This is a genomic window from Streptomyces sp. TG1A-60 (assembly GCF_037201975.1).
GTDB lineage: Bacteria > Actinomycetota > Actinomycetes > Streptomycetales > Streptomycetaceae > Streptomyces.
The window spans coordinates 7,723,401-7,740,425 of record NZ_CP147520.1 but is presented as its reverse complement, the minus strand read 5'-3'; the positions used below and the strand labels follow the sequence as shown (position 1 = coordinate 7,740,425).

The 17,025-nt window shown below is 71.7% G+C and carries 21 protein-coding genes; 12 read left to right on the top strand and 9 right to left on the bottom strand.

What is annotated here, in order from left to right:
- The first annotated feature begins 39 nt into the window (after positions 1-39).
- Entirely contained in the window at positions 40-474 is a 435-nt protein-coding gene (locus WBG99_RS34115; protein ID WP_338900072.1) for an ATP-binding protein, read from the top strand.
- Positions 475-478: 4 nt separating this feature from the next.
- On the opposite strand, the gene WBG99_RS34110 is transcribed toward WBG99_RS34115, so the two are convergent.
- The 3 genes from WBG99_RS34110 to WBG99_RS34100 are packed head-to-tail and all read right to left on the bottom strand — an operon-like array spanning position 479 to position 2,174.
- Positions 479-937, bottom strand: coding sequence for an ATP-binding protein (locus tag WBG99_RS34110; protein ID WP_338900071.1), 459 nt, complete (start codon positions 935-937; stop codon positions 479-481).
- A 48-nt stretch (positions 938-985) separates the two neighbouring features.
- Positions 986-1,288 (bottom strand): DUF5133 domain-containing protein, encoded by a 303-nt coding sequence (locus WBG99_RS34105; RefSeq protein ID WP_338900070.1) that lies wholly within the window; start codon positions 1,286-1,288, stop codon positions 986-988.
- Between the two features lie 46 nt (positions 1,289-1,334).
- Positions 1,335-2,174: a SigB/SigF/SigG family RNA polymerase sigma factor gene (locus tag WBG99_RS34100; RefSeq protein WP_338900069.1), complete on the bottom strand. Its 840-nt coding sequence runs from the start codon at positions 2,172-2,174 to the stop codon at positions 1,335-1,337.
- 384 nt (positions 2,175-2,558) lie between these two features.
- Here WBG99_RS34100 and WBG99_RS34095 point away from each other — a divergent pair, with 384 nt between their 5' ends.
- Together WBG99_RS34095 and WBG99_RS34090 are read left to right on the top strand one after the other, a co-directional pair.
- Positions 2,559-3,386: an RNA polymerase sigma factor SigF gene (locus WBG99_RS34095; RefSeq protein WP_338900581.1), complete on the top strand. Its 828-nt coding sequence runs from the start codon at positions 2,559-2,561 to the stop codon at positions 3,384-3,386.
- A gap of 117 nt (positions 3,387-3,503) precedes the next feature.
- A complete protein-coding gene (locus WBG99_RS34090; RefSeq protein ID WP_338900067.1) occupies positions 3,504-3,908 on the top strand; it encodes an STAS domain-containing protein in 405 nt (134 codons plus the stop codon).
- 182 nt (positions 3,909-4,090) lie between these two features.
- On the opposite strand, the gene WBG99_RS34085 is transcribed toward WBG99_RS34090, so the two are convergent.
- A complete protein-coding gene (locus tag WBG99_RS34085; protein WP_338900066.1) occupies positions 4,091-4,522 on the bottom strand; it encodes a MarR family transcriptional regulator in 432 nt (143 codons plus the stop codon).
- A 200-nt stretch (positions 4,523-4,722) separates the two neighbouring features.
- On the opposite strand from WBG99_RS34085, the gene WBG99_RS34080 reads away from it, so the two are divergent.
- Genes WBG99_RS34080 through WBG99_RS34055 form a run of 6 tightly spaced genes read left to right on the top strand, consistent with a single transcriptional unit; the run spans position 4,723 to position 10,551 of the window.
- Complete coding sequence (locus tag WBG99_RS34080; RefSeq protein WP_338900065.1) at positions 4,723-5,907, top strand: PP2C family protein-serine/threonine phosphatase; 1,185 nt, start codon at positions 4,723-4,725, stop codon at positions 5,905-5,907.
- A 58-nt stretch (positions 5,908-5,965) separates the two neighbouring features.
- On the top strand, positions 5,966-6,865 hold the full coding sequence (locus WBG99_RS34075; protein WP_338900064.1) for an STAS domain-containing protein: 900 nt from the start codon (positions 5,966-5,968) through the stop codon (positions 6,863-6,865).
- The gene (locus tag WBG99_RS34070; protein WP_338900063.1) at positions 6,862-7,302 is read left to right on the top strand and encodes an STAS domain-containing protein; all 441 of its coding nucleotides are present in this window, start codon (positions 6,862-6,864) and stop codon (positions 7,300-7,302) included. The genes WBG99_RS34075 and WBG99_RS34070 overlap by 4 nt, the downstream gene beginning before the upstream one ends.
- Positions 7,302-7,742, top strand: a complete 441-nt coding sequence (locus WBG99_RS34065; protein WP_338900580.1) for an anti-sigma regulatory factor — start codon at positions 7,302-7,304, stop codon at positions 7,740-7,742. The genes WBG99_RS34070 and WBG99_RS34065 overlap by 1 nt, the downstream gene beginning before the upstream one ends.
- Complete coding sequence (locus tag WBG99_RS34060; RefSeq protein ID WP_338900062.1) at positions 7,742-8,812, top strand: ATP-binding SpoIIE family protein phosphatase; 1,071 nt, start codon at positions 7,742-7,744, stop codon at positions 8,810-8,812. The genes WBG99_RS34065 and WBG99_RS34060 overlap by 1 nt, the downstream gene beginning before the upstream one ends.
- Positions 8,809-10,551: a SpoIIE family protein phosphatase gene (locus tag WBG99_RS34055; protein WP_338900061.1), complete on the top strand. Its 1,743-nt coding sequence runs from the start codon at positions 8,809-8,811 to the stop codon at positions 10,549-10,551. Before WBG99_RS34060 ends, WBG99_RS34055 begins: the two co-directional genes overlap by 4 nt.
- A gap of 4 nt (positions 10,552-10,555) precedes the next feature.
- Here the strand turns inward: WBG99_RS34055 and WBG99_RS34050 are convergent, their stop codons facing one another.
- From WBG99_RS34050 to WBG99_RS34030, 5 genes are all read right to left on the bottom strand, one after another.
- Positions 10,556-10,969, bottom strand: coding sequence for a MarR family transcriptional regulator (locus tag WBG99_RS34050; RefSeq protein ID WP_338900060.1), 414 nt, complete (start codon positions 10,967-10,969; stop codon positions 10,556-10,558).
- An 87-nt stretch (positions 10,970-11,056) separates the two neighbouring features.
- Positions 11,057-11,866, bottom strand: a complete 810-nt coding sequence (locus WBG99_RS34045) for an SAM-dependent methyltransferase (protein ID WP_338900059.1) — start codon at positions 11,864-11,866, stop codon at positions 11,057-11,059.
- Positions 11,867-11,915: 49 nt separating this feature from the next.
- Positions 11,916-12,134, bottom strand: coding sequence for a hypothetical protein (locus WBG99_RS34040; protein ID WP_338900057.1), 219 nt, complete (start codon positions 12,132-12,134; stop codon positions 11,916-11,918).
- A 939-nt stretch (positions 12,135-13,073) separates the two neighbouring features.
- Positions 13,074-13,325 carry a DUF397 domain-containing protein gene (locus WBG99_RS34035; protein WP_338900055.1) on the bottom strand — a complete coding sequence of 84 codons (252 nt, stop codon included), beginning with the start codon at positions 13,323-13,325 and terminating at the stop codon, positions 13,074-13,076.
- A gap of 3 nt (positions 13,326-13,328) precedes the next feature.
- On the bottom strand, positions 13,329-14,150 hold the full coding sequence (locus tag WBG99_RS34030) for a helix-turn-helix transcriptional regulator (protein WP_338900579.1): 822 nt from the start codon (positions 14,148-14,150) through the stop codon (positions 13,329-13,331).
- Positions 14,151-14,451: 301 nt separating this feature from the next.
- Between WBG99_RS34030 and WBG99_RS34025 the strand changes: the two genes are divergently transcribed.
- From WBG99_RS34025 to WBG99_RS34015, 3 genes are all read left to right on the top strand, one after another.
- Positions 14,452-15,864 (top strand): hypothetical protein, encoded by a 1,413-nt coding sequence (locus WBG99_RS34025; RefSeq protein WP_338900054.1) that lies wholly within the window; start codon positions 14,452-14,454, stop codon positions 15,862-15,864.
- A 411-nt stretch (positions 15,865-16,275) separates the two neighbouring features.
- Complete coding sequence (locus WBG99_RS34020; RefSeq protein ID WP_338900052.1) at positions 16,276-16,407, top strand: hypothetical protein; 132 nt, start codon at positions 16,276-16,278, stop codon at positions 16,405-16,407.
- A gap of 29 nt (positions 16,408-16,436) precedes the next feature.
- Positions 16,437-17,015: a GNAT family protein gene (locus WBG99_RS34015; RefSeq protein WP_338900050.1), complete on the top strand. Its 579-nt coding sequence runs from the start codon at positions 16,437-16,439 to the stop codon at positions 17,013-17,015.
- Positions 17,016-17,025: the final 10 nt, after the last annotated feature.

Here is a 17,025-nt window from a genome sequence, read left to right as displayed (position 1 = left end):
ATCGCGTCCGCCTCGAACAGCCGAGCTGGGAAAGACGAGATGGCAACAGAGCCGCGTAGGGACGAGACACTGCCTTCCGAGAAGATTTACGACATTCACGCCGCCTTCGACGGAGAGCTCGGCGACGTGACGAGCGCCCGTACGGCCGCCGAGGGCTTCCTGAGCATGCTCGCGCGCACGTCCTCGCCGGGGGCCGCCGAGCACTGGGACGACATTCTGCTGGTGGTGACCGAGCTGGCCGCCAACGCGGTGCAGTACGCTCCGGGGCGCTTCGAACTGACGATGCGCCGCACCCTCGACGGAGTGCATGTGACGCTGGGGGACACGAGCACCACCTCGCCCGCGCCGCGCCCCTTCAGCCCCAACAAGGGGGGCGGGGGTATCGGCTGGTACCTGATCCACACGCTGTGCGACGAGGTGAGCGTCGTGATGCACGACCAGGGCAAGGACATCCACGTCTTCCTGCCCTGGTGAGGTGTCAGGTCAGTGGTACCAGCACGCTGATGGTCTTGCCGCCGGCCGCGCAGCGTTCGACGGCGATCTCGGTGGACAGCCGGTTGATCAGGGGCCAGCCGTATCCGCTGCCCTCGTGGGCGCGGGGCAGCGCGCCGTGCCCGTGGATGCCCACGGGCACGGCGGTGCTGTAGTCCCGTACCCTCAGCCACACGCCTTCAGGGGTGAGGGTGACGTCGAAACCGGCGATCCCGCCGCCGTGCCGGACGGCGTTCGTGACCAGTTCGGAGACGACGAGGATGAGGTCGATCATCGATTCCTCGGTCGGCGGTCCGCCCGGGGAACGCCACCGCTCCCCCACGACCGACCGTACGTAGCGGCGGGCCGCCGCGGCGGTGGTGATCGTGACAGGCGGCCGGTCCGCCCGGGCGGGCGAGATCTCCACGGAGACGGTGCCGCGGTTTCGGATCGGGTGGCGTTCCATCGATGTCATCGTGTGCGCGGGGTCGGCGATTCAGGACGGCTGGGCTCATCAGTGTTCATGAGTCGCCGCATACCCGCTCGCGCCCGGACCATGGCTGTCGAGTTCTCCGGGACGTCCCACCCGGTGCCCGCACAGCTCGGCCGTCGCGGTCGCCTGCGCTGCGGCGAGCTGCCTGCGTGCAGCGTCCAGCGCCCGGCGGACGTCGCGGGTGCCCGTGGACACGCACAACGTGTACGCCAGGTCCTGCGTGCGGCGAGCGCTCTGGGGGTCGCTCCGCTCGCCCTCGTGGGCCACGAGTGACTCGTACTCATCGATGAGCCTGCGCAGGGTCGCGGGGTGGGGCGTCAGCATCTGTGTCGCTCCTTCGTGATCGGGACCGCGAGGTGCGGCGGAGGGGTCAGGAAGAGAGGGTGGTCCGGCCGAGGGCCTCCTCACGGACGCGGGCGCAACTGCGGCTGATGAGGCGGGAGACGTGCATCTGGGAGATACCGAGGCGGTCGGCGATGCGGTTCTGCGTCATGTCCTCGAAGAAGCGCATGTAGAGGATGGCGCGCTCGCGTTCGGGCAGCCGGCGCAGCCCTTCCTTGACCGACTCGCGGTCCACGACGATGTCGTACGCGGTGTCGGGTGCGCCGAGGGTGTCGGCGAGGCTGTAGCCGTCGTCGCCGGAGGACATCTCGGCGTCCAGGGACAGGGCGCTGAAGCTGTCGAGCGCCTCCATCCCCGCGTTGACCTCCTCCTCCGTGAGCCCGGTGTGGGCGGCGATCTCGGCGATCGAGGGCTCGGCGCCGCCGCCGGAGGTCTGGCTGATCTCGCGACGCGCCACGCGCACCTTGTTGCGGAGGTCCTGGACGCGGCGGGGGACGCGGAGTGTCCACATGCGGTCGCGGAAGTGCCGCTTGATCTCTCCGGTGATGGTGGGCACGGCGTAGCTCTCGAACGCCCCCCGTTCGGGCTCATAGCGGTCCACCGCCTTGACCAGACCCATCGCGGCGACCTGGCGCAGGTCCTCCGCCGACTCGCCGCGGTTGCGGAAGCGGCCGGCGATGCGGTGCGCCATGGGCAGCCAGGCTCGGACGAGTTCGTCTCGTACGAGGTCGCGCTCGGGTCCTTCGTCCATCTCCGCGAGGCGGGCGAAGGCGGCGGCGGTGTCGGGTGCGTCGTCGTGCGCCCTCCGGTCCGGGGCGGCGGGACGAGCGGACGTGCCGGGGCCGTTTGCGGACACATTGACCAGCATGGGTTATCGCTCCTGAACGACGCTTTCAGGGACTCGCGGCGGACAACGGTGGGCGGGCGACCAAGGCCCGTGCACGGTTCACCGTTTCCGTCGGCGTGCCTCCGATCGGAGGCGTGGAACTCCGCTTGCCCCTCGATCCGGTGGGCAAACAATGGGGGCGCGCATTCGTGGTGACGCATCGCCAGCCGCGGCGATCCCCGCCCGCGAGGGCCGACGGCGACTTCAGGCCAGAGTGGTGAGCGACACCCTTTCTTTCGCGGCGGAGTTGGACTGAGTCGCGAGTACCGGGGCAAGCGTGGGATGGCAGCAAGGCATCGGGCGAGAGGGGTGGACAGCATGGCAGCCGTGACAGCACGGACCACGGCCACGGCACGAGGGACGGTCATGACGGACGAGTCGGGCCTGCCTCGGATCGAGGACCCGTCGCAGGTCAGGCCGAAAGACGCGCGTGAGATGTCGCGGCAGTTCTTCGACCGGCTGGCCATGCTGGACGAGGGCACTCACGCCTACCAGTACGTACGGAACACGCTCATCGAGATGAATCTGTCGCTCGTGCGGTACGCGGCCTCGCGTTTCCGTGGCCGTGAGGACTCCCTGGAGGACATCGTCCAGGTCGGGACCATCGGGCTGATCAAGGCCATCGACCGGTTCGAGCTGTCCCGCGAGGTGGAGTTCACCACGTTCGCCGTGCCCTACATCATCGGCGAGATCAAGCGGTTCTTCCGGGACACGAGCTGGGCGGTGCATGTGCCCCGACGGTTGCAGGAGGCGCGGGTGGAGCTGGCCCGCGCGACGGACGAGCTGCAGTCCCGGCTGGGACGTATGCCGACGACGCGTGAACTGTCCGAGTTGATGTCCCTGTCGGAGGCGGAGGTCATCGAGGCGCGCAAGGCGTCCAACGGCTACAACACCTCCTCGCTCGACGCGGCGCTCACCTCCGTCGGCGGCGAGGACGGTGACGCCGTACTGGGCGACCTCATCGGCGAGGAGGACCCGTCGCTGGAACTCGTCGAGGACTTCCACTCGTTGGCGCCGCTGATCGCCGAACTCGACGACCGTGAGCGCCGGATCCTCCATCTGCGGTTCGTGGAGGAACTGACCCAGTCGCAGATCGCCGGGCAGCTCGGGGTGTCCCAGATGCATGTGTCGCGGCTGATCAGCCGCATCATCAAGCGGCTGCGTGCGGGACTCCTGGAACCCGGAGTCGCGTGATATCGGCGCTGTGTGTCCGGACGATTCGCGGGTATGCGCACGGCGCATCGCCGGACGATGCGTCGAATCCGTGGATCGGGGCACCCGTCCCGATCGGTAGCGCCTGTGGAGGCTGTTGTGTCCCTCGCCCAGAATCCTCTGTCGATCAAGGTCGAACTTCCTCGTGAGGACGCCGTGCTGCTGACGATCGAGGGGGAACTGGACATCGACACGGCGACCGAGCTGCAACATCACCTGGCGAACCAACTGCGCCACGGCCGACGGCACTTCCTGCTGGACGTGTCGGCCGTCCCCTTCATGGACTCGTCCGGGATGAACATCATCCTGCGGACGTACCAGGAGGTGCGGCTGATCCCCGGCGGTGTCTACATCATCTCCCCGGCGCCGGCGGTGCGGCGAATCCTCGATCTCACCGGTGTCAGCCTCACCGTGGCCACGGTGGACAGCGTCGACGAGGCGCTGGCCGCCGTGGATTCGGGGCAGGTCGCCCGGCATCCGGAGGAGCCTCCGGCGCAGGAATGAGCCCGTCCGCAAGCGCGCCGACGGACCATGCCGCTTGGTCTGGTCCGTCGGTGTGCCGGGCCTACCCGTGGCCGTTACTTGTCGTTTGACAACTATGGCCGGGAGGCAACAGAGTGAGCCTGGGCCAAGCGCGTGGGAAGGGTTGGGATGAGGCTGTCGGACCGGAACCGGGTCGGCGGCGGTCAGGCGCTCCGAGCGTCGGTGGCGCCGCCCTCGTGGATCTGTACCGCCGCGGTGGCACAGAACGCCTCCAGCCCCTCCAGCAGCGCGGTCCGCTTCACGGTCGGCATCTGCTCCAGTACGGACTGCAGGGCGTGCTCACGGCGGGCACGCAGGTCCGCCAGGAAGGACCGTCCGCGCCGGCTGAGCCGCAGACACACCTCGCGCCTGCTGGCCGCGCCCGTCCGGCGCTCGACGAAGCCCACGGCCTCCAGGCGGTCGCACAGCCGGCTGGTGGAGGGCGGCGTGGAGCCGAGTGCGTCGGCGAGCATGCGCAGATTGATGCCGTCGTTGTGCTCCAGGATGAACAGCACACGGAGCTGGGAGGCGGACACCGGCGCCGTCGAGGCGCGCCCCCACAGGACCTCCAACAGCTCGGCCGTCTGGGAGGCCATACGCGCCACCTCGTCCGGCCGCGGCTGCGAGGCGGAGGAAGTCACCCCCCACTCTTGCAGGCTTCTCGAACACTGTCAGCCCGTCAGGCCGGACGAACTGCACATACCGCCAGATACAGGTGCACAAGTCCCGGCGCGCGGCGTCCTCGGCAGGGCAGGAGCCGTGCCGTCCCTGTGGAAAGAATGGCGTATCCGACATCGTGAACAGATTCGTGGCAGCCGCACGAGCACTTCGCTCCGCTGCTCCGCACCGCCTGGTGGACGCGCTCCGTGACGTGCTGAGCGACGGCTGGTCGGCGCGGGACGTCGAGCTCTACCTGGCCGACTACTCGCTCACCACGCTGCAGCCCGTGGCCACCCGTCCGAATCCACCGCAGCCCCTGCCGGTGCACGACGGCCCGGCCGGCCGGGCGTTCGGGTCGCAGGAGCCGTACGTCGAGCAGCGCGGCGACGGCCGGGTGCGGGCACATCTGCCGGTCACCGTGCGCGGGGACCGGCTCGGCGTGCTGCGCATCACACTGCCGTCCACCGCGCACACCGACGAGGGCCTGGCCGGCCTGACCGAGCTCGCCGAGGTCCTGGGACACGAGCTGGTCGGCGCGGAGCGGGAGACCGATCTGTACGTCCGGACACGTCGCTCCAGCCGGCTCACCCTGGCGGCGGAGATGCAGTGGCAACTGCTGCCGGGACGTTCCTCCACCCGGCCCGAATACGCGCTTGGCGGCCAACTGGAGCCCGCCTACGGGATCTTCGGCGACAACTTCGACTGGTCGTCCGACGCCGACCACCTGAAGCTGTACATCACCAACGGCATGGGCGAGGGCATCGAGGCATCCCTGCTGACCAACCTCGGGATCAACGCGCTGCGCAACGCCCGCCGGGCGGGCATCCCCATCGCGGACCAAGCGGCCCTGGCCGACCAGGCCGTCCACGCCCGGTACGGCGGAGCCGCCCATCTGTCGGTGCTGCTGTTGGATCTGGAACTGGCCACCGGACGTCTTCAGGTCGTCGACGCGGGCTCCCCGCGCATGCTGCTCATGCGCGACAGGGCCGTCACCCACGTCGACCTGGAGGCGCAACTGCCGCTGGGTATGTTCGAGGAGACGGACTACGTGGCCCAGGAGTTGGCCGTGGAGCGGGGTGACCGGCTCGTCTTCGTCAGCGACGGGGTGTACTCCGTCACCACGCCCAGCGGGGAGACATACGGCGAACGGGCGCTGGCCCGGGCCGTGACGGCCACGAGTCTGCTGCCCGCGGCCGAGGTTCCCGGCGCGGTGCTCCGAGAACTCTCCGGTCACCGCGGCACCACCGTGGCGGACGACGACGCGCTCGTGGTCTGTCTCGACTGGTTCGGCCGAGAAGAGGCCGGCCGGCCCCACCGATGAGTTCGTCCATCAGTCGTTCCCCGCAGCGGGGAGCTCGACAGCACGTGAGGAGTTACCCGTGCCGGAACAGGACACGGCAGACCAGCAGTTGACACCGGTGCAGGAAGTGGCGACCTTCCTGCGCAACCGCCAGGAACAGATCGCGCAACGCTGGGCCGACGCCGCCCTGTTCCGCACCGTCTTCACCCACTCCCGGGACGAGGCGGTGGAGGCGGGCCGGGCGGTCGTGGACGCGCTCGCCGCCGTGGCCGCCGCGGACGGTGTGGAGGACGCGGAGGCCGGCGGCTTCCATGTCGTACGCGAGCAGCTCGCGCGGACGGCGGCGGCCCGGGCCAGGGCCGGTTCCACCGTCACACAGATCTCCGCCGAGGTGGACGCGCTGCGGCCACCCGTCACCGACCTCCTCCTCGCCGAGTTCGGCGCCTCGCCGGCCGTACATCTGCGTGAGTGCACCACGACCCTGACGGTCCTGATGGGCACCCTGCGTCTGGTGGTGCTGGAGACGGCGCTCAACGAGGGCGAGGAGCTCATCACCCGGCAGCGCCTGCAGCTGATGGAGGTCGCCACGCCGGTGATCAAGCTGTGGGAGGGCGTCGTGGCCGTCCCCCTGATCGGCACGCTGGACAGCGCGCGCAGCCAGGTCGTGATGGAGCGGCTCCTCGACTCCATCGTCGAACAGCACGCCCGGTTCGCCATCCTGGACATCACCGGGGTCCCGACCGTCGACTCCCTGGTGGCCCAGCACCTCATGAAGACCGTGGCGGCGGCACGGCTGATGGGAGCCGAGTGCATCGTCTCCGGCATCCGGCCGCCCATCGCGCAGACCATCGTCCATCTGGGCATCGACCTGAGCTCGGTGCTCACCCGCAGCAGCCTCGCGGACGCCCTGGCCTACGCGTTGCGGAAGCTGGGCACGGACATCGTGTCCAGCGACACCGCCGGTTCGGAGCCCAGGTGAGCGGCACTCTCCCCACCGCGTACGGCGGGCCGTCCCCGTACGGGACAGCCGTGCCCGTGCTCAAGCTCGGCAGCGTCCTCCTGGTGTCGCTCCAGGGCGACCTGCACGACGGTGCGGCGGAGCAGCTCCAGAGCGACATCAGCGACACGGTCGCGCGCAGCGGGGCCACGGGTGTGGTCATCGACCTCTCCGGGGTGGAGATCGTCGACTCGTTCCTGGGCCGGGTGCTCGGCGACATCGCCGCCCAGACAAGTCTGCTCGCCGCCGGGACGGTGGTCGCGGGCATGCGGCCCGCCGTCGCGATCACCCTCGTGGAGCTGGGCCTGACCTTGCCGGGACTGCGCACCGCGCTCACCACCGAGGACGCGCTGCGCCTCCTCGGCGAACCGGACCCGACCTTCCCCCGCCGTGGGCACGCCCGCCAGGAGAGTCCGTGATGCAGACCGCCGGCGGCATCTCCGCCTGCCTGCCGATCCACTCGGACCTCGATCTGGTGTGGGTACGGCAGCATGTGCGGCAGGCTGCCGCGCAGCTCGGCTTCGGTCTGGTCGAGCAGACCAAACTGGTCACCGCGGCCAGCGAGTTGGCCCGCAACACCCTGGTCCACGGCGGCGGCGGCCAGATGGAGTGCGCCCCCGTGGACAAGGGCGGCGCGCGGGGGCTGCGGCTGACGTTCAGCGACGAGGGTCCGGGCATCGCGGATCTCGACCAGGCCCTCATCGACGGCTACACCTCCGGCGAGGGCCTGGGGATGGGGCTGGGCGGGGCCCGGCGACTGGTCCACGACTTCGCGATCGACAGCCGCCCCGGTTCGGGTACCTCGGTGACGGTGACGTCCTGGATTCCGGGTGCGCCGCGCCCGCGCGAGGAGCGGTGATGCCGCGCGTCTGGGAGGTACCGGTGCACGACTCGACCCGGGTGCGGGACGCCCGGGTGGCCGCCGAGGCCGCGGCGGCCCGCGCCGGGCTCGACGAGGACCGCGCCGCCGCCTGCGCGCTGGTGGCCACCGAACTGGCCACCAACCTGCTCAAGCACGCGGACGGCGGGCAGATGCTGCTGGACGTCGTGGCCCGCCCCGAGCCGGGCCGCGCGGACGGCGCGGTTTCGCTGGTGCAGATCGTGGCGATCGACCACGGGCCGGGGGTGCGGGACGTCGCGGGCGCACTGCGGGACGGCTTCTCGACCACGTCCTCGCTCGGCGCGGGCCTCGGCACCTGCCGCCGGATCGCCGACGACTTCGACCTGCACAGCACGGTCGGCCGGGGCACCGTCGCCCTGGCGCGGATAGGCGCCCGTCCCAAGCGCCGCGGCTCCCGGGCCCCCGCCCCGGCCCCGCCCGTGCGCGCCGGGGGCGTCAACCTCCCCTTCGCCGGCGCGGAGTATTCCGGCGACGCCTGGGCGTGGGTGCGGGCGGGCGACCTCACCACGCTGATGCTGGCCGACGGGCTGGGGCACGGCCTGGCGGCGGCACGTGCCTCCTCGGCGGCCGTGGAGCAGCTGTGCCGAACGCCCGAGTTGCCTCCCGCCCAGTTGCTGCGGCGGCTGGAGGGGGCGCTGCGGGACACCCGGGGCGCGGCCGTCGCCGTCGCCCAACTCGACATCGCCGCCGGACGGCTGCTGTTCTCCGGCGTCGGCAACATCGGGGCGCGGCTGCGCGACGGCGCGACCTGGCAGCCGCTGCTGTCACGGCCCGGCATAGTCGGCGCCCATCGCGCGGCGCACCTGCCGCAGCACGAGGTGGCCTGGGGGGACGACTGCCTTCTCGTGCTGCACAGCGACGGCCTGCCGAGCCGTTGGAGCCCGGGCCCCGCCGCCCACAGCCCTTCCCTCGACCCCGCTGCGATCGCCGCCGTGATCGTGCGTGACGCGAGCAGCCCCGCCCGGCCGGTACGCGACGACACCACCGTCGCGGTACTGAGCCCCTCCCCGCCGGACCGCCTCCCATGACCCGTACCTGGCACATCAGTTCCGTCACCGACGCGGCTCGGGCCCGTATCGCCACCGCGCGCCTGGCCACCGCGCACAGGGTGTCCCCGACCGACCGGGCCCGCCTGGTGTCCATGCTCAGCGCCCAGCTGCGGCAGTGCCTCACCAAGGGAGGCACCTGGCTGCTGAGCGCCCGCGCGACCACCGCGCAGCCGGGCGGCAGCCGGTTCCTGGTCGAGGTGACGTCGGCGAACCGGCGGCCGGGCGAGTTCCGGCAGCCCTGGCGGCTGACGGTCGCCTGCTCCGAGGAGGCGGAACTGCCGGACTCCGAGCATGTGGCGGGTGATCAGGCGACGCTCGCGGAGGCCCTGTTCGGGGCCGACGAGGACGCCGCGCTGCTGCTGGAAAAGCTCGACGAGCAGGAGGCGCTGGTCGCGTTCCACCGCGAGGAACTGCACCAGACCAACCAGGGCGTCCTCGCCCTGCACGCCGAGCTCGACGCGGCAGGGCTCGCGCAGCGCGAACTGTTCGCCGCCGAGCAGAAGGCCCGCGAGGAGGCGGAGAACGCCCGCGGCAGACTCACCTTCCTCGCCGACGCCAGCGCCGCCCTGACCGCGTCCCTCAACCCGGATGCGATCGTGCGGCTGCTGCCGAAGCTCCTGGTGCCCCGATACGCCCGCACCGCCGACGTATGGCTGTTCGACGGCGAGGACGACGTGGCTCGTGGCGGCCCTCGTCCGGCCGCCGCCGTCCTCGCGGCCCGCCGGGGGCGCCCCCAGTACGCCGCCGACCACCCCGGCGGTCTGCCCGGGGTCGACGACCAGCCGCCCTCGGCGCTCGACCCGGCCCGGCCGCTGCTGTGCGTCCCCCTGATGACCCGGCGCGCTCCGTTGGGCGTGCTCACGCTGTCACCGTCCGACGAGCGCTGGGACGCCGACGACGCCTTCATGCTGATCGAGCTGGCCCGGCGGGCCGGCGTCGCCCTGGAGAACGCCCGGCGCTTCGAGCACAACCGCGACATCGCGGAGACCCTGCAACGCGCCCTGCTCACCGAGCTGCCCACCACGCCGGGGCTGCGGCTCGCCGCGCGTTATCTGCCCGCCACCCGGGGCCTGAACATCGGCGGCGACTGGTACGACGCCTTCCGCCAGCCCGACGGCAGCCTGATCACCGTCATCGGCGACGTCACCGGGCACGGTCTGCACGCCGCGGTGATGATGAGCCAGCTGCGGACCGCGCTGCGCGCCTACGCGGTCGACGGCAAGAGCCCCGGCCAGCTCCTCACCCATCTGCACCTGTTCCTGCACCATCTCCAGCCCGACCTGTACGCCACCGCCGTCATCGCCCGGTTCCACCCGCACGAACCCACCCTCACCTGGGCCGCCGCGGGCCATCCGCCGCCGGTGCTGCGCTCGCCCGACGGACAGGTGCGGATCCTGGACGCCAAACCCGGCGCCATGCTCGGCATCCCCCTCCACCAGGAGATCGCCGACCACACCGTCCCGCTGCCGCCGGGCTCGACGCTGGCGCTCTACACGGACGGGCTGGTGGAACGCCGCGCCCAGGGCATAGACCCGGGCATCGAGCAGCTGGCCTCGACCCTCGGGAAGCTTCCGCCCGCCACCCTCGACGACGATCTCAAGGCATCGGCCGACCGGCTCCTGCACCCCCTGCTGGACGAGGAGCATGAGGACGACGTGTGCCTGCTGCTGTGCCATGTGCACAGCGGCGCGGGGAATCTCACGGCCCAGCTCGCCTGACCCGTCACGGCAGGGCCCGCAGCACCTGTTCGACCCGCGCACGCTCCGTCGGCGGCAGTGCCCCCAAGGCATCGGTGAGAAGCGCCGCCAGACGCTCGCTCACCTCCACGAGGAACCCTCGGCCACGCGCGGTCACCTCCAGGTGCACCTCACGCCGGTCGCCGAGCCGGGCGCACCGCCGGAGCAGGCCGGCCGCTTCCAGCCGGTCACAGAGACGGCTGGCCGTGGGCAGGCCGACCCCGAGTTGCTCGGCCAGGGCGGTGAGGTTCAGCTCGGGTCGGCGGCGCACCGCTCTGAGCGCCAGGATCTGTCTCGGGGACAGCCGCGGTGTGACGTCCTCGACCACCGAGAACCAGAGCGGCACCAGGTCCTCCACAGCGTCGAGGACCTGCCGGTCGAAGTCGGCGGGGCCGGTCATGCGGGGGGCCTACCCGAAGTGTCCGGGAGTACACGACCGTCATCGCACGCTCCCGCGTCACCCGGTTGGCGCGCCGGAACGGTGGTCCTACGGCTTGTGCGCCACTCCTCCGTACACGTCCGTCGGCTCCGGGTTCGTCCCCGGTTCCGGGCGCCACAGCGGGCACGACACGATGCCGGGCTCCAGCAGTTCCAGGCCCTCGTAGTACGCGTTCAGCTGCCGGGGGCTGCGCAGCACGTACGGGACGGCGCCGGTGTCGTCGTAGCCCTCCTGGGCGCGCTTGAGTTCGGCGTCGGTGTCCGTGCTGTCGTAGTGCACGAAGTAGCTGCCGGACGGCAGTGCGGCCTGGAGGCGGCGGACGATGTCCTGGGCCTCCTGGTAGTCCTGGATGTGGCCGAGGATGCCCATCAGCATCAGGGCGACCGGCTCGCTGAAGTCGAGGACCTTCCCGGCCGCTTCGAGGATGCCGTCCGGGTCGCGCAGGTCGGCGTCGACGTAGTCGGTGACCCCTTCGGGGGTGCTGGTGAGCAGCGCCTGGGCGTGCCGCAGTACCAGGGGGTCGTTGTCGACGTAGACGATGCGGGACTCGGGGGCGATCCTCTGGGCGACCTGGTGGGTGTTGTCGTACGTCGGAAGGCCGGTGCCGACGTCCAGGAACTGGCGGATGCCGCGTTCGCGGGTCACGAAGGTGACCGTGCGGATGAGGTAGACGCGGGAGGCGCGGGCCATCGACTCGATGTTGGGCGCGATCTCGCGGTAGGCGTCGCCCGCGACACGGTCGACCTCGTAGTTGTCCTTGCCGCCCATCCAGTAGTTCCAGATGCGGGCCGAGTGCGGCACCGTGGTGTCGATCTTCGACAGGGCTTCCTGATCGGGAGTGGGGTGGCCGTCTGCCATGGGAACTCTCCTGCCTCACATCGCGTGGTCGTCGCTAACTTACCGTCAACTACGGTGTCGCCGCCCGAGGTTGGGACTTCCAAGACGCGGGGGCGCGGATGGGGCCGCCCGGCTCACCGACATCGAGGGTCACCACGGGTACGTGCTGGGCGAGAGTGCGGAACGCCCGGGCGTAGGCGGTGGCGGTCTCGGTGACCTCGGTGGTGGTCAGGTGGACCATCGCCCCGTCGCGCTCGGCGACGGCGTCGACGGGGTCCAGGGCCTGCATCCAGGTGAGCCGGGAACGGCCCCGGCGCAGCGGGCCCGTGGACGAGTTCCGCGACGAGATGCGCGGCGACGGCCAGGCGGCCGGGCCCTACGAGGAGTTCGCGGTAGGGCAGGGCCGGGTCCGGATGGTGGAGGACGGGCGGCAGGTGCCGGGCCTGGAAGCCGAGGTGGGCCAGCTCTCCGAGGAGGTGGGTCCGGCCGAGTCCTTCGTGACCCTCGACGATCAGGGCCCGGTACCGGGTGAGCATGGGCGGTGGGATCATCCCCGCCCCTCGGGAGCGGCCCGGCCGGGGCGGCCGGCGTGCCCGGCGGGCGGCATGGCCCGGCCCGGGACACGAGGCGGCGTACGCATGCCGCTCCCTTCGGTGGTACGCGGCGGGTGTCGAATCCCCAGTCTGTGCGCGGCCGGGAGGCGACGGGAGTGCGTGGACGGGTTGTCCGGTTGTGCGGGCGTAGTGATCGACGCAGTGCCCGAGCGGCCGACGGACGTAGCGGAATCGCCTGACAGCCATCGGCCCGAGCGCGGCAGCCGGGCAGCCGGGCAGCCGCCGAGCGGCGTGGCCACGCGACCGTCGAGCGGAACCAGGCGACGGGGCGGCCGGCAGACAGCGCCGAACAGCGGTCGGCCATCGAACGAAACGGAGGGCTCGGGCGGCCCTCAGCCCGAGCGGAATCCCTGGGAGCCACCGGCCCGAGCGCAGAAGCCAGGCGCCCGCCACGCCAAGCCGAGCCGCCGGCTCCCCTCGGACGGAGCGCAACGGCGGACGGCCCTTGGGCCGAGGGGAAGGCAGCGCGGCGGGTCAGGCGGAGCGAGGCGGCGGGCAGCCGTCGCGCGGAACCAAGTGGCGGAGAGCCGACAGGCAGAGCGAAACGGCGGGCGGTCACCAAGCGAAGCAGAACCGTCGGGTGGCCGTTGGGCGGGGCGAGTCGCGGGTGGTCGTCAGGCGATGAGGAAGTCGGCCTGGCCGGCCTTGGCGCCCTTCAGGAACGCCGCCATCTCCTCCCGCGAGTAGACGAGGGCGGGGCCGTCGGGGTCGGTGGACTGGCGGAAGGCGACACTGCCGTCGGGCAGGCGCTTTGCCTCGACGCAGGATCCTCCGTTGGTGCCGCTCCAGGGCTTGCGCCAGCCCTCGGCGCCGAGTTCGGGAGCGGGCATGCCGCTGTGGACGGGGCCGTCGGGTGTCCTTGCCATGTGTCACAACTCCTTGCGTAGTGCCGCCAGGATGTCCCTGGTCCGGGCCACCGGTTCCGCCTGCACGGACATCCGGTCCAGTACCTCCAGATAGGTCACGACGTCCGCGGGCTGGTCGACGTACTGAGCGCCCGCGAGGCCCTCGGTGTAGACGATGTCGGGGAGTTCGGAGAAGCCGAACCGGAAGTAGTGGAAGGGGCCGTACGCCCCGGGGTGGGGCCCGGCCGCGAACCGCATGATCTGGATCCTGATCCTGGGCCGCTCGGTCGCCTCGGCGAGCCGGTCGATCTGGGCCCGCATCACTTCGCGTCCGCCCACCGGCCTGCGCAGCACGGTCTCGTCGAGGACGGCCCAGATGGCCGGTGCCTCGGGCTTGACCAGCAGGTCCTGGCGCCTGAGACGCAGCGCGACCCGGCGGTCGACGTCGTCGGGGCTCTCGTTCGGGAAGCCGACGCGCATCAGGGCGGCGGCGTAGTCGTGGGTCTGCAACAGGCCGGGTACGTATTGGGGTTCGTAGAGGCGGATGACAGCGGCTTCGCTCTCCAGGCTCACGTACGCGCTGAACCACTCGGGCAGCACGTCACGGAACTTGTGCCACCAGCCAGGCTTGTTGGCCTCGCGGGCGAGGGAGAGGAAGCCCTCGATCTCGGTGCCGGAGACCCCGTAGGTGCGCAGCAACTCCTTCACGTAGGGGATGCGGAGACCGACCTCGGCCTTCTCCATCCGTCGGACCGTCAGGGCGGTGACCTCGATGGCGCGGGCGGCGTCGTCGAAGGAGACTCCGGCCTGCTCCCGCAGCTGCCGGAGCCGTTTTCCGAGGACCATGCGCAGGACCGTGGGCGCCGCTGGGGCGTTCCCTCCGACGCGGGTCTCACTCACGCGCAACCTCCCGGGGCGGGATCCACAGCGTGCAGTGTGCCACGCGATCCGTTGACACGAACAGATCCTCGCAGTTCGTTCTGAAATTATCAGAACGCAGGTTGCGGGCTGAGTTCTTCGGCCACCATAGTGATCGAGTGACCTGCCACACACGGTGCGCAGTGTCTCTCTGACTCCCTCCGGCCCGCCCCGGAGTCGGCGCCGGGCGGGTACGACTCGAGCCGCGCCGGCACGATGCGACACCTGGATGGCCGCCGTGACGAACGGATTATCGAGGAACCCGGTCAAGGGGGCCGGTGGGCCCAACAAGCCGCTGGCGGCAGCCCTGAAGGAGGCGGGCTGTTCGTATGCCTCGCTCGCCCTCCGGGTCAACGAACTGGGCCGCTGTCAGGGCGCGGAGACCAGCTACGACAAGGCCTCCGTCACCCGCTGGCTCCAGGGCCAGCAACCACGGGGGAACACACCGGAGTTGATCGCCGCGGTCCTCGGTGAACGGGTGGGCCGCGCGCTCACTCCGGCGGACCTGGGCTTCCCGCTCGACCGCGGACGACCAGTGGCGGGACGGGCGTTGATGTACATGGAGAACGTCGCAGAGACCCTGCACACCCTGGTCGAGCTGGGCTCCACCGACACCTCCCGGCGCACTCTGCTCGGTCCGGTGCCGTTCGTACCGGGCGCGCTGACAGGCCCTCAGCGGGCCTGGCTGCTGTGGCTGGTGGAGAGCCGGGACTCCCCCAGGCTCGCGCCGGTGCCGGGGGGCGGGCCGGTGGAGCAGGTCCACGCGATGCTCCGCATGTTCGACGAGATGGACAATCACTACGGGGGCGGCGGAGTCCGCACGAGCATCGTGCAGTACCTCACCACCGGGGTCGTCCCCCTGCTCCAGCAGCGGGGCACACCGCCGCACCACCGGCGCGAGCTGTTCGCCGCCGCCGGCCGGCTCGCCGCCATGGCGGGCTGGAGTTCGTACGACACCGGGGAGTACGGCCTGGCCCAGCGGTACATGACACAGGGGCTCAGGCTCTGTGCGGAGGGCCGCGACCATGTGCTGGGCGGGCAGATCCTCGCCGGACTCTCCCACCTCGCGACCAGTCTGGGCCGCCCCGACGAGGGGGTGGCGCTGGCCCGCGCCGGAGTCGCCACCGCCAAGGACGCGGGCAGTCCCCTCGGCCTGATGCGGCTGCACGCCATGTCCGCGCGCGGCCACGCGGCACTGGGCCGGCCCCGCGAGACCGCCGAGGCCCTGCGCGCGGCCGAGAAGCAGCTCGACGCGAGCCGGGGCACCGCCCAGGAGTCGCCCTGGGTGCGGTTCCTCGACCACCACTACCTCCAGGCCGAGTCCGCCCTGTGCTTCCGTGACCTGGGCCTGGCCGCCCAGGCCGAGCACACGGCACGCGAGTCGGTGCGCGCCCACGCCGACCGGCGCCGCCGCCAGGCCATCAGCCGGTCCGTCCTGGCCACCGCCCACCTCCAGCAGAACCGGCTCGACGAGGCCATCGCCACCGCCACCGACGCCCTCGAAACGCTCAGCGGCGTCCACAGCGAACGCTCCATCCAGGCCCTCCGCGACTTCCGGGGCCGCCTCACCACCCGCCGCCACGAGCCCCTCGTCCAGGACTTCGAACACCGGTCACGGGTGGTGCTGGGGGCCGCGGCCTGACGCTCCTTCCGACCCGACCACCTGATTCCCGCCGCCATCGGCACGTTCCGGGGCACGCCGCCGAACGCCCGTCGGTACGCCGCCGTCCGCGCGCAGGTCGCCACCCGGGCGCCCTCGGCGAGCAGGAGCCACGACGCCCTCACCCGGGCCCCGGCTGCCCCCGGTGACCACCACCCTCTTGCCACGCATGCCGGGCCAGCCGGCACGGACGTGCCGCTCCCCAAGGGACGGGCCCTCGTCGACGCTCGCCATACTGAGGAACAATTGCAGCTCGCGCCACTACCCGCCCGCACCCGCACAACCCCTCCACCACCTGGTGTTTTGTGTGCCCGGTGCTGTTGTCTTCGACAACAGCACCGGCGGCCCGCCACCTCGGCCCGTGCCACCGCCCTGAGCGACAAGGAGGATTCGATGACGGCAGTCAGTGTCGGCGCGTCCCGCCGACGGAGCCCTGCCGCAGCAGCGGACACCCCCGGGTGGAGCGTCCATGACGCCCCGTCCGGCGGGGTGCAGCGCTACCCGGACGCGGTGAGGCTGCCTTGATCGCGTGCAGGAGGCCCCGCCTCGTCCGGATGGCCGCACCCGCGCATCCGTCCTGCGCCGCCGGGGCACGGCACACGGCGGCGCGCCTCGCCCACGGGGAACGCTCCCCGGTCCCCGATGACGCCGTTTTCGCCACCGGCGGACTCCCCACCAACGCGGTCCGGCGCGCGAACGCCGATCCCGCCGACACCGCCGGCGTCACCCTGGAGTGCTCCGAGCGCCAACCGCGCGGGACGCTCGCCGATCCCCCGCCCGCGCCGCCCCGGCCACGGGCCGCGGACTCGGGTGCCGGGTCAGGGTGCGGGCTGTCCTTCGCAGCCGCGTCGGCGGACGACTGCGGCACGGACCCGCCGGAACCGGAGGGCCGTTCGACGTGGGGCCGCGGTTACGCCACCGAGGCCGCGCGGGCCGAAGTGGGCTACGGCTTCGGGGACCTCGGCCTCGCGGAGATCCCCGCGGTGACCACCGCCGCCAACCTCCGCTCCCAGGCGGTGATGCGGCGCCTCGGCATGACCCGCGACCCGGCCGACGACTTCGACGACCCGAGCGTGCCGACGGGGCCGCTTCGGCGGAACGTGGTGTTCAGGCTGGCGCCGCGTGCCTCGTAGCCGACAGGCC

What these genes read in the sequence shown, in the direction of transcription:
- WBG99_RS34060 (WP_338900062.1), top strand. Translation starts at nt 7,742, where the DNA reads ATGCCGCGCGTCTGGGAGGTACCGGTGCACGACTCGACCCGGGTGCGG.
- WBG99_RS34015 (WP_338900050.1), top strand. Translation starts at nt 16,437, where the DNA reads ATGGCCGCACCCGCGCATCCGTCCTGCGCCGCCGGGGCACGGCACACG.
- WBG99_RS34085 (WP_338900066.1), bottom strand. Translation starts at nt 4,522, where the DNA reads ATGGCCTCCCAGACGGCCGAGCTGTTGGAGGTCCTGTGGGGGCGCGCC.
- WBG99_RS34030 (WP_338900579.1), bottom strand. Translation starts at nt 14,150, where the DNA reads ATGGTCCTCGGAAAACGGCTCCGGCAGCTGCGGGAGCAGGCCGGAGTC.
- WBG99_RS34110 (WP_338900071.1), bottom strand. Translation starts at nt 937, where the DNA reads ATGGAACGCCACCCGATCCGAAACCGCGGCACCGTCTCCGTGGAGATC.
- WBG99_RS34095 (WP_338900581.1), top strand. Translation starts at nt 2,559, where the DNA reads ATGACGGACGAGTCGGGCCTGCCTCGGATCGAGGACCCGTCGCAGGTC.
- WBG99_RS34115 (WP_338900072.1), top strand. Translation starts at nt 40, where the DNA reads ATGGCAACAGAGCCGCGTAGGGACGAGACACTGCCTTCCGAGAAGATT.
- WBG99_RS34025 (WP_338900054.1), top strand. Translation starts at nt 14,452, where the DNA reads ATGGCCGCCGTGACGAACGGATTATCGAGGAACCCGGTCAAGGGGGCC.
- WBG99_RS34050 (WP_338900060.1), bottom strand. Translation starts at nt 10,969, where the DNA reads ATGACCGGCCCCGCCGACTTCGACCGGCAGGTCCTCGACGCTGTGGAG.
- WBG99_RS34055 (WP_338900061.1), top strand. Translation starts at nt 8,809, where the DNA reads ATGACCCGTACCTGGCACATCAGTTCCGTCACCGACGCGGCTCGGGCC.
- WBG99_RS34045 (WP_338900059.1), bottom strand. Translation starts at nt 11,866, where the DNA reads ATGGCAGACGGCCACCCCACTCCCGATCAGGAAGCCCTGTCGAAGATC.
- WBG99_RS34020 (WP_338900052.1), top strand. Translation starts at nt 16,276, where the DNA reads ATGACGGCAGTCAGTGTCGGCGCGTCCCGCCGACGGAGCCCTGCCGCA.
- WBG99_RS34040 (WP_338900057.1), bottom strand. Translation starts at nt 12,134, where the DNA reads ATGCAGGCCCTGGACCCCGTCGACGCCGTCGCCGAGCGCGACGGGGCG.
- WBG99_RS34100 (WP_338900069.1), bottom strand. Translation starts at nt 2,174, where the DNA reads ATGCTGGTCAATGTGTCCGCAAACGGCCCCGGCACGTCCGCTCGTCCC.
- WBG99_RS34105 (WP_338900070.1), bottom strand. Translation starts at nt 1,288, where the DNA reads ATGCTGACGCCCCACCCCGCGACCCTGCGCAGGCTCATCGATGAGTAC.
- WBG99_RS34065 (WP_338900580.1), top strand. Translation starts at nt 7,302, where the DNA reads ATGCAGACCGCCGGCGGCATCTCCGCCTGCCTGCCGATCCACTCGGAC.
- WBG99_RS34035 (WP_338900055.1), bottom strand. Translation starts at nt 13,325, where the DNA reads ATGGCAAGGACACCCGACGGCCCCGTCCACAGCGGCATGCCCGCTCCC.